The organism is Streptomyces polygonati (assembly GCF_042650325.1).
Lineage (GTDB): Bacteria > Actinomycetota > Actinomycetes > Streptomycetales > Streptomycetaceae > Actinacidiphila > Actinacidiphila polygonati.
In genome coordinates, this window is record NZ_JBHSBB010000027.1 from 20,777 (window position 1) to 34,998 (window position 14,222).

Below are 14,222 nucleotides of genomic sequence, written 5' to 3' on the forward strand. Positions count from 1 at the left end.
ATCAGTCCTCCGCCGACAGGAAGCCGTTGCGCCGGCGCATCAGGAAGGCGGTGAAGAGCATCGCCAGCACGAACAGCACCAGCGCGATCACGCAGGCCGAGCCGTAGTCGAAGCGCTGGAAACCGCGTTCGTAGACGAGTTGGGGCAGGGTCAGGGTCGACTTGTCCGGGTAGCCGGGCTCGAACTGCTGGCCCGAGTTGCCGATGATCCCGGAGGCGACCTTCCCGGCCACCAGCGGCTGCGTGTAGTACTGCATGGTCTGGATCACCCCGGTGACCACCGCGAACATCACGATCGGCGAGATGTTCGGCAGCGTCACGAAGCGGAAGCGGTGCCAGGGCCCGGCGCCGTCCAGCTCGGCGGCCTCGTACTGCTCCTTGGGCACATCGAGCAGCGCGGCCATGAAGATCACCATCAGGTCGCCGATGCCCCACACCGCCAGCAGGGTCAGCGCGGGCTTGGACCAGTTCGGGTCGGTGAACCAGCCGGGCGTCGGGATGCCGACATCGCCCAGGATGTGGTTCACCGGGCCGGTACCGGGGTTGAGCAGGAAGACGAACGCCATGGTGGCGGCGACCGGCGGCGCGAGGTACGGCAGGTAGAAGGCGGTACGGAACAGGCCGGCGCCGGTCCTGATCTTGGTGATCAGCAGACCGATGCCGAGCCCGAAGACCACCCGCAGCGTCACCATCACGACGACCAGCCAGAGCGTGTTGCGCAGCGCCGGCCAGAAGAGGGGGTACTGGGTGAAGACGTACGACCAGTTCTTCCCGCCGGTCCACGTCGGCGCGTTGATGCCGTCGTAGTGCATGAACGAGAAGTAGACCGTGGAGACCAGCGGGTAGACGAAGAAGGCGCTGAAGCCGATGATCCACGGCGACAGGAACGCCAGGGTCCTGAGCGCCGCCTTGCGGCGCTTCACCTTCAGCAGCGGGTGTACGGCGGCGGCGCTCATCACTTGGCCTGCGCGATGTCCTTGTCGACCTGCTTGTCGACACCTTGCAGGCCGGCGGTGAGATCCTTCGACTTGCCCGACTCGTAGGAGTAGGCGAAGTCCTGGAGCGTCACCTGGTAGGCACCGCCGTTGACGCTCGGCGGGGTGGTGTTGCTGTTCGGGTTCTGCGCGATGTCGATGAAGGTCTTGAAGCCCGGGTCCTGGTCCAGCTTCGGGGACTTCAGCGCGGCCAGCGTGGAGGGCACGTTGTGGATCGCGTTGGCGAAGGAGACGACCGCGTCGGTGTCGGTGGTCATGAACTTCACCAGCTGCCAGGCGGCGTTCTTCTTCGCCGACTGGTTGCTGATGCCGATGATGGTGCCGGACAGATAGCCCTTGCCGTAAGTGCTCGCCTGGTCATCGGGCACCGGGAACGGCGCCACGCCGAGGTCGTTCATCCCGGCGTCCTTGGCCATGCCGAGGCGCCATTCGCCGTCGATGCCCATCGCCACCTGGCCGGTCTGCAGCGGGTTCTTGGCGCCGAACTCGTCACCGAAGGTGTTGCGGTACTTCTCCAGCTTGGTGAAGCCGCCCAGCGACTTCACCATGTCCTGCTGCCAGTGGAACATCGAGGCGAAGCCGGGGTCGGTGGAGATCTGCGACCGGCCGTTCGCGTCGAAGTACTGCACACCCCACTGGGCGGCGAAGTGGCCCGGCGTGGACTCGTAGCCGTGGAAGTCCGGCATGAAGCCGAGCTGGGAGTAGGAGCCGCCGGTGGACTTGGTCAGCTTGAGCGCGTCCTGCTTGAACTCGCTGAGGGTCTTGGGCGGGGCGGCGATGCCGGCCGCCGCGAACTCCTTCTTGTTGTAGTACAGCCCGTAGGCGTCGCCGAGCAGCGGCAGGGTGCAGCGCTTCCCCTGGAACTGGGTGTACTCCAGCATCGGCTTGGGGAAGGTGGCCGCCGGGTCGATGCCGTCCTTGGCGAGGAAGGGGGCCAGGTCCGCCATGGCGCCCGAGGAGCAGAACTGGCCGACGTTGTCGGTGGTGAAGGAGGAGACCACGTCGGGCGCCTTGTCGCCGCCGGTGCGCAGCGCCTGGTTGATCTTGTCGTCGGTGATGTTCGCCTGCACCTTGACATGGATGTTGGGGTGCGCCTGCTCGAACCGGGCGACGTTGTCGTTGATCGCCTTCAACTCGTTGGGCGCGGACCAGCCGTGCCAGAAGTTGATGGTGACGTCCTTGTCGGCGTTGTCGGTCGCGGTACTCGAACTCTGGCCGGTACACGCGCTCGCGAGCAGGGATATCGCGGCCGTTGCCGCCAGCGCGGCGGCTGTCTTCGTCAGACGGGACACTGCTCTTTACCTCCGGGAAAGGGCTTACGAGGGTGTGCGGGACACGGAGTGCGGGTGTGGTGTGCGGGTGTGGTGTTCGGGGGTGTGCGGGGCGGTCGCGGGTGTGCGGTGCCGTCGGAACGGCGGGGGATGCCGTTCCGCTCGGCCGGGCGGGTCGGGGGTGGTGCGCGGGATCTCGGGTCGGCGGGCGGACGGGGGTCAGCGCGAGGTGTCGAACACCTCGTCGCGGGTGGTGGCGAGGGCGCTTTCCAGCGCCCCGCTCAGCACGGGGTGCGTCTGCACCGTGCCGAGCACCAACCGGGGCCGGGGGACGGCCAGTTCGGCGAGCTCGGACTGGATCAGAGCACGCAGGGGCTCCCCGCCGGCGACGATCACATTGCCGGACAGGACGATGAGTTCCGGGTCGAGCACCGCGACCAGCGACGCGAGGCCCACCGCGGTGCCGGTGGCGCAGCGGGCCAGCAGTTCGGCGTACGGGTCGGTCTCCTGGCCGGCGCCCGCCTCCCCTTCGGCCCGGTCGTCGCCGGCCGCCTCGTGCCGGGCCGCCGCGGTGGCCAGCAGTTCGGCCGCCGCGTCCGGCTGGGTGCCCGCCGGAAGTTCCAGGCCGAGCTCGCGGGCGATGCGCAGCACCGCGTTGCAGCCGGCCAGTTCCTGGAAACCGCCGTTGTTGGCCTTGGTGACGTTGCGGACCAGCGGAGTGCCCGGCACCGGCAGGAAGCCGACCTCGCCGGCGCCGCCGGTCCAGCCGCGGTGCAGCCGGCCGCCGATCACGATGGCGGCGCCGATGCCCTCCTCGTTCCACAGCAGCACGAAGTCGTCGTGCTCGCGGGCCGCGCCGATCCGCTGCTCGGCGACCGCGGCGAGATTGACGTCGTTGTCGTACTCCAGCGGCATCGGCAGCGCGGCGGCCAGTTCGTCCAGCAGCGCGGCCGAGTGCCAGCCGGGCAGGTGACTGGCGTAGCGCAGCCGTCCGGTGCTCGGGTCGAAGGCGCCGGGCGTGCCGACCACCACCCGGTGCAGGTCGGACCGGCTGAGCCCGGCCGCCTGCACCGCGCCGTCCAGCGCCCGTACGACCTGCTCGACCGCGGTGCCGGCCCTTCGCTGCGGGGTGGGCAGCTTGAAGGTGCCGACGGTACGGCCGGTGATGTCGGCGACCGCGGCCCTGATCCGCTCCGGGTTGACGTCCAGCCCCGCCACATGGGCGGCGTCCGGATTGACCGAGTAGAGCTGGGCGTTGGGGCCCGGGCGGCCCGCGGTGGTGCCGGTGGCCAGCACCAGGCCGGCCGACTCCAGCCGGGCCAGCAACTGGGACGCGGTGGGCTTGGACAGACCGGTCAGTTTGCCGATCCGGGTCCGGGAGAGCGTGCCGTGTTCCAGCAGGAGGTCGAGTGCGGCGCGATCATTCATGGCGCGCAGAACGCGCGGCGTTCCAGGGGTGCCAGCCATGCGCGCCATCCTCCCTCAGTTCACTGTTAGGAAACTTTCCTATTGGCAAAACGAAAGGTAGGCCCGCCGTAAGCAGGGCGTCAAGGGGGGTCGGCGGGCCGTCGGCCAAGTCGTTCAAGTCGTTATCAACGAAGCCCCCGGCACGCGTCCAGCGTGCCAGGGGCGATACGGCGGGGACAGGGGGCGGGCGGGCCTCAGCGGTCGCCGGCGGCGGGCGGGGGTACGGAGGGCCGCGGCCGGGCCGGCGGGGCCGCCTGCGCGGCGGGAGCCGGAGCCGATGCCGGAGCCGAGGCCTCGGCCGGAGCCGCGGCCGGCGGGGGCGACGCCGGGGTCTCGCTCACCGGGGCGGGGGCGCGCTCCGCGGCCGTGGGGCCCGGCTCCTGCGCGGCGGCCGCCGGCGTGCCGCTGGTGATCACGATGCCGGCCTCGTCGAACGCCTTCTTGATCCGCCAGCGCAGCTCCCGCGCCACCGAGGCCGCCTCGCCGGGCATCGTCCTGGCCTGCGTCTGGATCACCACGAAGTCCGCGCCGACCGACTCCAGGCCCAGTACCGCCACCGGCTCCCACAGCTTCTCGTCCCAGGGGTCCTCCTTGGCCAACCCCTCGGCCGCCGCCGCGATCACCGCCCGGGCCCGCTCCAGGTCCTCGTGCGCGCCCACCTGCACATCCACCATGGCGGTCGCCCAGCCCTGGCTGAGGTTGCCGATCCGCTTGATCTCGCCGTTGCGCACGTACCAGATCTCGCCATTGTCGCCGCGCAGCTTCGTCACCCGCAGACCGACCTCGATCACGGTGCCGGAGGCGACCTCGGCGTCGATGACGTCACCGACGCCGTACTGGTCCTCCAGGATCATGAAGACCCCGGACAGGAAGTCCGTGACGAGATTGCGCGCGCCGAAACCGATCGCCACGCCCGCGACCCCGGCGCTGGCCAGCAGCGGCGCCAGATTGATGCTCAGCACCGACAGCACGGTCAGCGCCGCCGTGCCCAGGATCAGGAACGAGGTCACGCTCTTGAGCACCGAGCCGATCGCCGCACTGCGCTGCCGGCGCCGCTCGGCGTTGACCAGCAGCCCGCCCAGCGTCGTGTTGGCGGCGGCCTCGGCGCCCCGGTTCATCCGCTCGATCAGCCGGGAGATGGTCCGCAGCACCACGGTCCGCAGCACCACGGCGATGACCACGATGAGCACGATCCGCAGGCCGGCCGCCAGCCATCCGGCCCAGTTGTCGTCCACCCAGCTGCCCGCCTGATCGGCGGAGCGGGGCAGCGCCTGATGGACCACGGCGTGCGGGGAAGCGGCGGCTGCGCGAATGGTCGCGTTCGTCACGTGCGGGAACCTCCGTGGGGATGCGGAGGTTCCAATCTAACGGGGGACTGATGCCGTCTTGTTGCGTGACAGAGGCGCGGAAGCCCTTCCGGCGGGGGATGTAGGGAATGTGGTGGGTCCGTGGAGCAGCCGTGTGGTCCAAAACACCTCGGGTCCGTTACCCGGGCATGGTGGCGCGCCGCCCCGCCTTCCGGAGAGACTGAAGTCAGATCGTCCCGGCGCGAGCCACGCGCCGCCGGCGTTAAAGGAGGCATCCGTGCCACATGTGCTGGTCCTGAACGCGTCGTACGAGCCGCTCGGCGTCGTACCGCTCCGCCGCGCGCTCGTCCTCGTGCTGAACAACAAGGCCGTGTGCCTCGAGGAATCCGGCGCCTATCTGCACAGCGAGACGCAGGCGCTGCCCGCGCCCAGCGTCGTCAAGCTCACCAAATTCGTACGGGTGCCCTTCCGGGGCACCGTGCCGCTCACCCGGCGGGCGCTGTTCGCCCGCGACGGCGGCAAGTGCGCGTACTGCGGATCAGCCGCCACCAGCGTCGACCACGTCATTCCGCGCAGCCGCGGGGGGCAGCACGCCTGGGAGAATGTGGTGGCGGCGTGCAGACGCTGCAATCACGTCAAGGCGGACCGCCATGTCGCCGAGCTCGGCTGGCGGCTGCGCCATCAACCGGCCCCGCCGTCCGGGCTCGCCTGGCGGATCATCGGGACCGGACATAGGGACCCGCGCTGGTTGCCGTATCTGCAACCATTCGGCGCGGATGACGCCCTGGCCCGGATCGACGGCATATCGGCCTGAGATCCGGGCTTTCGTGTGTCGCATCCCCGCGTGTCGCCTTCGGACGGCACCCGGGCGACGGGGCGCCCACCTGGGAGGCTGTGCTCGCACACTCCCAGGAGGTCATCCCGTGGCGGCGTATGCCTCCACGCCGTACAGCGAGTAGCCGTATTTCGTGGCCCGCCGGACCCCCTGCACCCGCAGGAAGCGGATGTCGGCGGGTGAGTCCAGCCATACGGTCTCCACGCCGCCGTCACCGTCTGTGACGGTCGCTGCCGTCCGCCAGGTCACACCGTCGGCCGAGGTGCGGATCTCGTAGCGGGTCGCGTAGGCGTCCTGCCAGTGCAGCACCACCCGGCCCACCTTCGCCGGGGCGGGCAGTTCCACCTGCACCCAGGAGTCGTCGGCGACCGGCGAGGACCAGCGGGTGCCCGGGTCGCCGTCGGCCACCGCGGCCGCCGGGAAATCCGGGGTCTCGTCCGCCGAGGAGGCCGCCGCCGACCCCGGTACGAGGTCGGGGCCGCCGGTGCGCGGGTGGGCGGTCACGGTCAGCAGGCGCTCGACGGTGCGCCCGGCCACGGTGAAGCGCACCGGGACGGTGTACGCGCCGGGTGCGGTGCCGGCCGGGACGGTGATCCGGAGCGGGACGGCGACCGTGCCGCCGCGCGGCAGCGCGACCCGGGCGGGCGCGGTGACGCCGATGCCGGGCCTGGCCGCGGCGCCGGGCGGTGCGGGCGCTTGCGTCTTCACCGCGGCGGTCAGTCCGGCGGGCAGCCCGGAGCTGACCGAGGCGGTGACGGTGACGGGGGCGCCGCCCGCCTCGGCGTCGATCTCGGTCCGGTCGGCGGTGACGCGGGGCGGCTCGGTGAACCACGGGACGAGTTCGCGCACGCCGCCCGCGTCCGAGAGCCGTACGGCGTCGACGAGCAGGCCGACGGGCAGTTCCGTCCAGCCGCCCGGATCCAGGGTGCCCAGCCGGCGCCAGCCCGCGGAGGTGTGGACGTCGACGGTGCGCGGTGAGTCGTCCACCAGGGGCGCGCCGCCGCCCGGGGGAGCGGCGTCCGGCGGTCCCGGGGGGAAGCGGAAGGGTGTGCCGGGCGGGTCGGGTGCGGGGTGCGGCCGTGCGCCACCGGCGCTGGACGGGGCCGGGCGGGCGTCGGCGGCCACCGTCACCGTGTGCAGCAGCCGCGCGCCGCCGAACCGGACGGTGACCTCGCCGGGACCGGCCTGCGTACTCAGGTCGCCGTCCACCAGCGCGGCGGCGTCCGGGGCGGTGCCGGTCGCGGTGGGAGCGCTCGAACCGCTCACCGAGACGGCGAACTCCCGTACCGTCACCGCGCCCGGCTGGGTGCCGGCGGCCCGCAGCCGGATCTGGCGGGCCCGGGTGCCGGCCGGGAGCGCCGCACTGATCACGGCCCGGTCGTGGTATTCGCCGATCCGCTGCCAGCCGGCGCCGTCGTCGGCGGCCACCTCCAGCACCGCGTCGTGCAGGAAGTCGTCGGAGCCGCTGCCGTCGCCCATCGTGATCCGTACCGCGCTCACCGGCCGCGCCGTACCGAGATCGACGCCGAAGGCGTCGTCCGGCCGCGGCGGGGCGGCGCTGGACCAGGCGGTGGCGTCCTTGCCGTCCACCATCGCCGACGGGTCGGTGCCGTGCCCCGAGCCCATCGTGGTGGTGGCCGTACGGCCGTCCGCGCGCAGGCCCAGCCAGGCGTCACCGTCGTCGACCGCCCGGCTCAGGAAACCGTCCAGGATCCCGGCGCCCACCTGCACCGTGCCCTGGCTCAGCGGGGCGCGGCCCCGGTCGAGCGCCTGGCGGGCCGTCCAGGCGGCCGGGCCGTCGCCCGCCGCCTGCGCCAGCAGCATGTCCACCGCGGCCTCGCCCGCGGCGCCGTAGGCCGACATCCGGTCCAGCCAGGGACGCACCTCGTCCCCGAAGGTGCCGCCGGCCAGGGAGCTCAGGGCCGCCGGGGCGGTACGCATCGTGCTGAAGGCCGAACGCAGGCGGGCCGCGGCCGACGTGAGCTTCGCGGCATCGTGCCGGGCGCCCGCCGCGCCCGGCTCCAGCGCCGACCAGAAGTCCTTGACCAGCGGCTGGAGGGAGGCCGAGTCCGCGCCGCCGAGCGCGGACGACGCCTCGTCGCCGGCCAGCGCGGTGAGCGCGGCCCGGGCGGTCGGATCGGGCCCGGCCAGATCGTCGATCGCGGCCCGCCAGGAGGCCGACGGGTCGTAACCGCGGGGATTCCAGGCGTAGTCGGCGACTGTGAACAGCGGGATACGGGACGCGGCCGGCTGCTGCATCGCACTGGCCAGCACCCCGGCGGACACGGTCGCGACGGCCGGCTGACGGCCGGTGTAGGGGCCGAGGAAGAGCCGCCCGGGATCGAAGTCGTTCACCGGGTAGTTGTCGAGAGTCAGCAGCGGATGCCGCAACGCGTCCCGGGCGCCCGCCACTTGGACGCCGGTGATCTGCTGCGGCAGCACACCGACCCCGGTCCAGGCCACCTCGACATCCGGGTCGAGCGATTCGGCCAGCGCGGTGCGGTACGGAGTCGGGCCGTCCTGGTAGAACTCGGTGGGCAGCAAGGAGAGTTCGGGTGCGGGGGAGCCGTCGTCCCCGCCGTGGGCGCTCTTGAGATGGGCGGCCACCGCGTTGGCCAGGCTCGCTTGGGCGCGGGCCGCGGCGTCCGGGCCGGTGCCGAACCGGCGCGCGTCGGCGCCGCAGTGCCACTCGCTGTAACTCACGTCCTGGAACTGGAGCTGGAAGGCGCGCACGCCCAGCGCCCACATCGCGTCCAGCTTCTTCTCCAGCGCCCGGGTGTCGCTCTGCGAGGCGAAGCACAGCGCCTGGCCGGGGGCGACCGCCCAGGCCAGGGTGACATGGTCCTGCTGCGCCCGACCGGCGAGCGCCCGGAAGTCGGCGCGCTGGGCGGCCGGATAGGGCTCGCGCCATTGCGCCTGGCGGTAGGGATCGTCACCGGGCGCGTACAGGAAGCGGTTCTGCTTCGTCCGCGCCATGAAGTCGAGTTGGGCGAGCCGCTGGTCCTGGGTCCAGGGCACGCCGTAGAAGCTCTCGGCGGTGCCGCGCACCGGCGCGGTGGGCCAGTCCCGCACGGTGACCGCCGCGAAGCCGCGCTCGCCCCGGTCACTGGTCGCCAACTGCCGCAGCGTCTGGGCCGCGTGGAAGAGGCCGTCGTCGCCGACCCCGGCCAGCGCGACGGTGTCACCGCTGATCGCGAGCCGGTAGCCGCCGGACGGGAGGTCGCCCTGAGCGGGAGCGGCGAGCGCGCCGAGCGGGGCGAGGGCGGGCGCGCCGGCGTAGACCGTCAACCCGGTGCCCGGAAAGGCGGCCCGGACCACATCGCGCGCCCCCTCGGCCCGCAGCGCGTCCTCGATGACGCCGAGGGCGTACGGATCGGCGTCCCGGTCGGCCACCACCGTGACGAGCGGGGTCACCCGGGCGAACTGCCCGCGTGTCCGGAGCAGCTGGGGCTTGGGCCAGACCGCGGGCGGCGGAGCCGTCTGCTCGTCGGCGGTCACCGAGCCGGTGACGTGGGAGACGACCTGATCGGCGAGCGCGGGCGCCTGGCCCAGCCAGCCCCCGACGACGGTGGCCACGACCGCCACGGCGGAACTCCTGCGCAGCATGATTCCCTCCCGGGGCTGCCGCACCCAGTACGAACCGCGACCCCATCACCCCCGCCCCCCGCGTGTCAACGCTCTCGCCCACCCCACCACCCCCAATCACGGCCCGATCGCGGCGAGTTGTCGGCCGCGTGGGCTCGGCCGCGCCCGGCGGCCTGTGGACAACCCCGGCGGAGCGGGAGGCCCCGCCGGAGTTGTCCACAGGGGTTCCGCTGGAGGCCGGGGGTGCCGTGCGAGGATGGCCGTCTCACCTGACGAGAAGGAGTGGGCCGCTGTGGCTGGTACGAACCTCACGCGTGAGGAGGCGCGGGAGCGTGCGCGTCTGCTCGCCATCGACGCCTACGCGATCGAGCTGGACCTGAGCGGAGCCCAGGACGGGGGCACCTTCCGGTCCGTGACCACCGTGCGGTTCGAGGCCGCCGAGGCGGGCGCGTCGACCTTCGCCGACCTGGTCGCGCCGACCGTGCACGAGGTGGTGCTGAACGGACGGGCGCTGGATGTCGCCGAGGTCTTCGCCGACTCCCGGATCGCGCTGTCCGGCCTGCTGGCCGGCGGCAATGAGCTGCGGGTCGTGGCCGACTGCGCCTACACCAACACCGGCGAGGGCCTGCACCGCTTCGTCGACCCGGTCGACAAGCAGGCGTATCTCTACACACAGTTCGAGGTGCCGGACGCCCGCCGCGTCTTCGCCTCCTTCGAGCAGCCCGACCTGAAGGCCACCTTCGCCTTCACCGTCAAGGCCCCCGCGGGCTGGACGGTGATCTCCAACTCGCCGACCCCGGAGCCGCCCGCCGACGGGGTGTGGGTCTTCGAGCCGACACCGCGCCTGTCCACCTACGTCACCGCGCTGATCGCCGGGCCGTACGCCTCGGTGCACAGCAGCTGGGAGGGCGGCGGCCGCAGCGTGCCGCTGGCGGTCTACTGCCGGCCCTCGCTGGCGGAGCACCTGGACGCCGAGGCGATCTTCGCGGTCACCCGGCAGGGCTTCGACTGGTTCCAGGAGAAGTTCGACTACGCCTACCCGTTCGCCAAGTACGACCAGCTGTTCGTCCCGGAGTTCAACGCGGGCGCGATGGAGAACGCCGGCGCGGTCACCATCCGCGACCAGTACGTCTTCCGGTCCAAGGTGACCGACGCCGCCTACGAGCTGCGCGCGGAGACGATCCTGCACGAGCTGGCCCACATGTGGTTCGGCGACCTGGTCACCATGGAGTGGTGGAACGACCTGTGGCTGAACGAGTCGTTCGCCACCTACACCTCCATCGCCTGCCAGGCGCACGCCGCCGGCTCCCAGTGGTCGCACGCCTGGACCACCTTCGCCAACTCCATGAAGACCTGGGCCTACCGGCAGGACCAACTGCCCTCCACCCACCCGATCATGGCGGAGATCAACGACCTGGACGACGTACTCGTCAACTTCGACGGCATCACCTACGCCAAGGGCGCCTCCGTCCTCAAGCAGCTGGTCGCCTATGTCGGGATGGACGAGTTCTTCACCGGCGTGCAGGCCTACTTCAAGCGGCACGCCTGGGGCAACACCCGGCTGTCCGACCTGCTGGGCGCCCTGGAGGAGACCTCCGGCCGCGATCTGAAGACCTGGTCCAAGGCATGGCTGGAGACGGCCGGCATCAATGTGCTGCGACCCGAACTGACGGTGGACGAGGACGGCTTGGTCACCTCCTTCGCGGTCCGCCAGGAAGCCCCGGACCTGCCGGCCGGTGCCAAGGGCGCCGCGGTGCTCCGGCCGCACCGGATCGCGGTCGGCGCCTACGACCTGCGGGACGGCAAGCTGGTCCGCACCAGCCGCGTCGAGCTCGACGTGGACGGCGAGCGGACCGAGGTCCCCTTCCCGGCCGGCGCCCGCCGCCCCGACGTCGTCCTGCTCAACGACGACGACCTGTCCTACGCCAAGATCCGGCTGGACGAGCAGTCGCTGGCCACCGTCCGCGACCATGTCGGCGACTTCACCGAGTCGCTGCCGCGCGCGCTGGTCTGGGCGGCGGCCTGGGACATGACCAGGGACGGCGAGCTGGCCGCCCGGGACTATCTGGAGCTGGTGCTGCACGGCATCGCCAAGGAGACCGACATCGGGCTGGTGCAGTCGCTGCACCGCCAGGTGAAGCTGGCGCTCGACCTCTACACCGACCCGGCCTGGCGGGCCACCGGTCTGGCCCGCTGGACCGAGGCGGCACTGGAGCAGCTGACCGCGGCGGCGCCCGGCAGCGACCACCAGCTGGCCTGGGTGCGCGCCTATGCCGCCACCGCCCGCACCCCCGAGCAACTCGACCTGCTCCAGGGCCTGCTGGACGGCTCGCGCTCCTTCGAGGGCCTGGCGGTGGACACCGACCTGCGCTGGACGCTGCTGGGCCGGCTGGCCGCGACCGGCCGCGCCGACGAGGAGGCGATCGCCGCCGAGCTGGTCCGCGACGCCACCTCGGCGGGCGAGCAGCACGCCGCGGGCGCCCGGGCGGCCCGGCCCGCCGCCGAGGTCAAGGCCGAGGTGTGGGCGTCCGTGATCGAGGACGACAAGCTGCCCAACGCCATCCAGGAAGCGGTCATCGACGGCTTCGTCCAGACCGACCAGCGCGAGCTGCTGGCCCCGTACACCGAGCGCTACTTCGCCTCGGTCAAGCAGGTGTGGGAGTCGCGCAGCCACGAGATGGCCCAGCAGATCGTCGTCGGGCTCTACCCGTCGCTCCAGGTCTCCCAGGCCACGCTGGACGCCACCGACGCCTGGCTGTCGTCCGCCGAGCCGGCCGCGGCGCTGCGCCGCCTGGTGGTGGAGTCCCGTGCGGGCGTCGAGCGCGCGCTCAAGGCCCAGCAGGCGGACGCGGCGGCGGGCTGACCGGTCGGCGGACCGGCACCCCGGGCGGACCGCCGCGGGGTGCCGGACCATCGGTACGACCAGCACATAGGTATGACCGGGCCGACCCCCCCGAGGGCCCCGCGGGGCGGGCGATCACCGTGCCAATCAGGTGCACTGACGTTCCCTCAGCCACCGTCCGGTGATCACTTCGGCGTGCCTCCGATCATGGCCGGGCAAAGCGAGTAAAGGTGTGGCCAACCGCTTCCTGCTCGTTGGTCACGTGTTCACCGGTAGCCCCCTTCGCCACATGCTCATCTCCCGGAAGAGTTTTGAGGGGTCCCCGACAAGGACCCAGCAACGGCAGCTCCAGGCTTGGCAAGCTCAAAGCTCCAGGAGGAACGTTCATGGCCGAGTTGACACGACGTAGGCTCCTCGGATCGGCGGCGGGAGCCATCGGCGGTGCGGCGGCGCTCTCGCTGCTGCCCCCCAGTGTGCAGAAGGCGGTGGCGGCGGGACCGCCCGCCAAGAGCTCGATCCAGGACATCAAGCACATCGTCCTGCTGATGCAGGAGAACCGCTCCTTCGACCACTACTTCGGCACCCTGTCCGGCGTGCGCGGCTTCAGCGACCCCAACGCGATGAAGCTGTCCACCGGACGTTCGGTCTTCTACCAGCCCGACTCGGTGAACCCGGACGGCTATCTGCTGCCCTTCCACCTCGACACCAAGACCAGCAGCGCCCAGGCCATCCCCTCCACCAGCCACGCCTGGTCGGTGCAGCACCAGGCCTGGAACACCGGCAAGATGGACAAGTGGCTGCCCGCCCACCGCGCGGCCGACGGCGCCAACGGCCCCTATGTGATGGGCTACTACACCCGGAACGACATCCCCTTCCAGTTCGCCCTCGCCGAGAACTTCACCATCTGCGACAACTACTTCTCCTCGGTCATGGGCCCGACCTGGCCGAACCGCCTGTACTGGATGACCGGCACCATCGACCCCGGCGGGACCAAGGGCGGCCCGGTCATCTCCAACAGCGCGCCCAAGCCGTACACCTGGACCACCTACGCCGAGCGCCTCCAGGCGGCCGGGGTGAGCTGGAAGGTCTACCAGCAGACCGACGACTACGGCTGCAACATGCTGGAGAACTTCGCCAACTTCAAGAACGCCAAGTCCGGCTCGCCGCTGTACGAACTCGGTGTGCGCCCCGGCGCCGAGGGCACCTTCGAGGACGACGCGCGCAACGACCGGCTGCCGACCGTCTCCTGGATCATCCCCACCAGTACCCAGTCCGAGCACCCCGACTACCTGCCGGCCGCCGGCGCCGACTTCGTGGCCCAGAAGATCGAGGCCATCGCGTCCAACCCCGCGGTGTGGGCCAAGACCGCCTTCATCCTCAACTACGACGAGAACGACGGCCTGTTCGACCACGTGGCCCCGCCCGTCGCGCCCGCGGGCACCGCGGACGAGTTCGTGCAGAACCTGCCGATCGGCGCCGGCTTCCGGGTGCCGGCCATCATCATCTCGCCGTGGACGGTCGGCGGTTATGTGGCCAGCGAGACCTTCGACCACACTTCGCCGCTGCGGCTGCTCGAAACCCTCACCGGGGTCAAGGAGAGCAATATCTCCGCCTGGCGCCGCCGTACCTTCGGCGACCTGACCTCGGTGTTCCGCTTCACCGACCCGCACCCCACCGCGCCCGCGCTGCCGACCGACACCGCGGCGCAACTGACCCAGGCCGAGCAGGAAGTGGCGACCCTGCCCAAGCCGACCCTGCCGGGCGCCACCCAGTCCGTCCCGCACCAGGAGTCGGGCAGCCGCCCGCACGTGTAGTCCCACGGGTCCCACGACCCCCGGCGTACCGCACGAACCGGGAGAGCCGCACACCCCCGCCCCCGCACTTTCGCACCCCCGCGCTTCCGTACGCCCGCGCTTCCGTA

Annotated in this window: 8 protein-coding genes; 3 read left to right on the plus strand and 5 right to left on the minus strand. The window is 71.7% G+C overall.

Annotation, left to right across the window (positions count from 1 at the left end):
- Position 1: 1 nt before the first annotated feature.
- From ACFO3J_RS28660 to ACFO3J_RS28675, 4 genes are all read right to left on the minus strand, one after another.
- Positions 2-955 (minus strand): carbohydrate ABC transporter permease, encoded by a 954-nt coding sequence (locus ACFO3J_RS28660; RefSeq protein WP_386435324.1) that lies wholly within the window; start codon positions 953-955, stop codon positions 2-4.
- Positions 955-2,286, minus strand: coding sequence for an ABC transporter substrate-binding protein (locus ACFO3J_RS28665; protein ID WP_386435327.1), 1,332 nt, complete (start codon positions 2,284-2,286; stop codon positions 955-957). The genes ACFO3J_RS28660 and ACFO3J_RS28665 overlap by 1 nt, the downstream gene beginning before the upstream one ends.
- Before the next feature lie 198 nt (positions 2,287-2,484).
- Positions 2,485-3,741, minus strand: coding sequence for an ROK family transcriptional regulator (locus tag ACFO3J_RS28670; RefSeq protein WP_386435330.1), 1,257 nt, complete (start codon positions 3,739-3,741; stop codon positions 2,485-2,487).
- Between the two features lie 185 nt (positions 3,742-3,926).
- The gene (locus tag ACFO3J_RS28675; RefSeq protein ID WP_386435333.1) at positions 3,927-5,060 is read right to left on the minus strand and encodes a mechanosensitive ion channel family protein; all 1,134 of its coding nucleotides are present in this window, start codon (positions 5,058-5,060) and stop codon (positions 3,927-3,929) included.
- Between the two features lie 256 nt (positions 5,061-5,316).
- On the opposite strand from ACFO3J_RS28675, the gene ACFO3J_RS28680 reads away from it, so the two are divergent.
- Positions 5,317-5,853: an HNH endonuclease gene (locus ACFO3J_RS28680; RefSeq protein ID WP_093737143.1), complete on the plus strand. Its 537-nt coding sequence runs from the start codon at positions 5,317-5,319 to the stop codon at positions 5,851-5,853.
- 102 nt (positions 5,854-5,955) lie between these two features.
- On the opposite strand, the gene ACFO3J_RS28685 is transcribed toward ACFO3J_RS28680, so the two are convergent.
- Positions 5,956-9,480, minus strand: a complete 3,525-nt coding sequence (locus tag ACFO3J_RS28685) for a beta-N-acetylglucosaminidase domain-containing protein (RefSeq protein ID WP_386435336.1) — start codon at positions 9,478-9,480, stop codon at positions 5,956-5,958.
- Between the two features lie 271 nt (positions 9,481-9,751).
- Between ACFO3J_RS28685 and pepN the strand changes: the two genes are divergently transcribed.
- The gene (pepN, locus tag ACFO3J_RS28690) at positions 9,752-12,322 is read left to right on the plus strand and encodes an aminopeptidase N (RefSeq protein ID WP_386435338.1); all 2,571 of its coding nucleotides are present in this window, start codon (positions 9,752-9,754) and stop codon (positions 12,320-12,322) included.
- A gap of 365 nt (positions 12,323-12,687) precedes the next feature.
- Positions 12,688-14,115 carry an alkaline phosphatase family protein gene (locus ACFO3J_RS28695; RefSeq protein WP_386435341.1) on the plus strand — a complete coding sequence of 476 codons (1,428 nt, stop codon included), beginning with the start codon at positions 12,688-12,690 and terminating at the stop codon, positions 14,113-14,115.
- Positions 14,116-14,222: the final 107 nt, after the last annotated feature.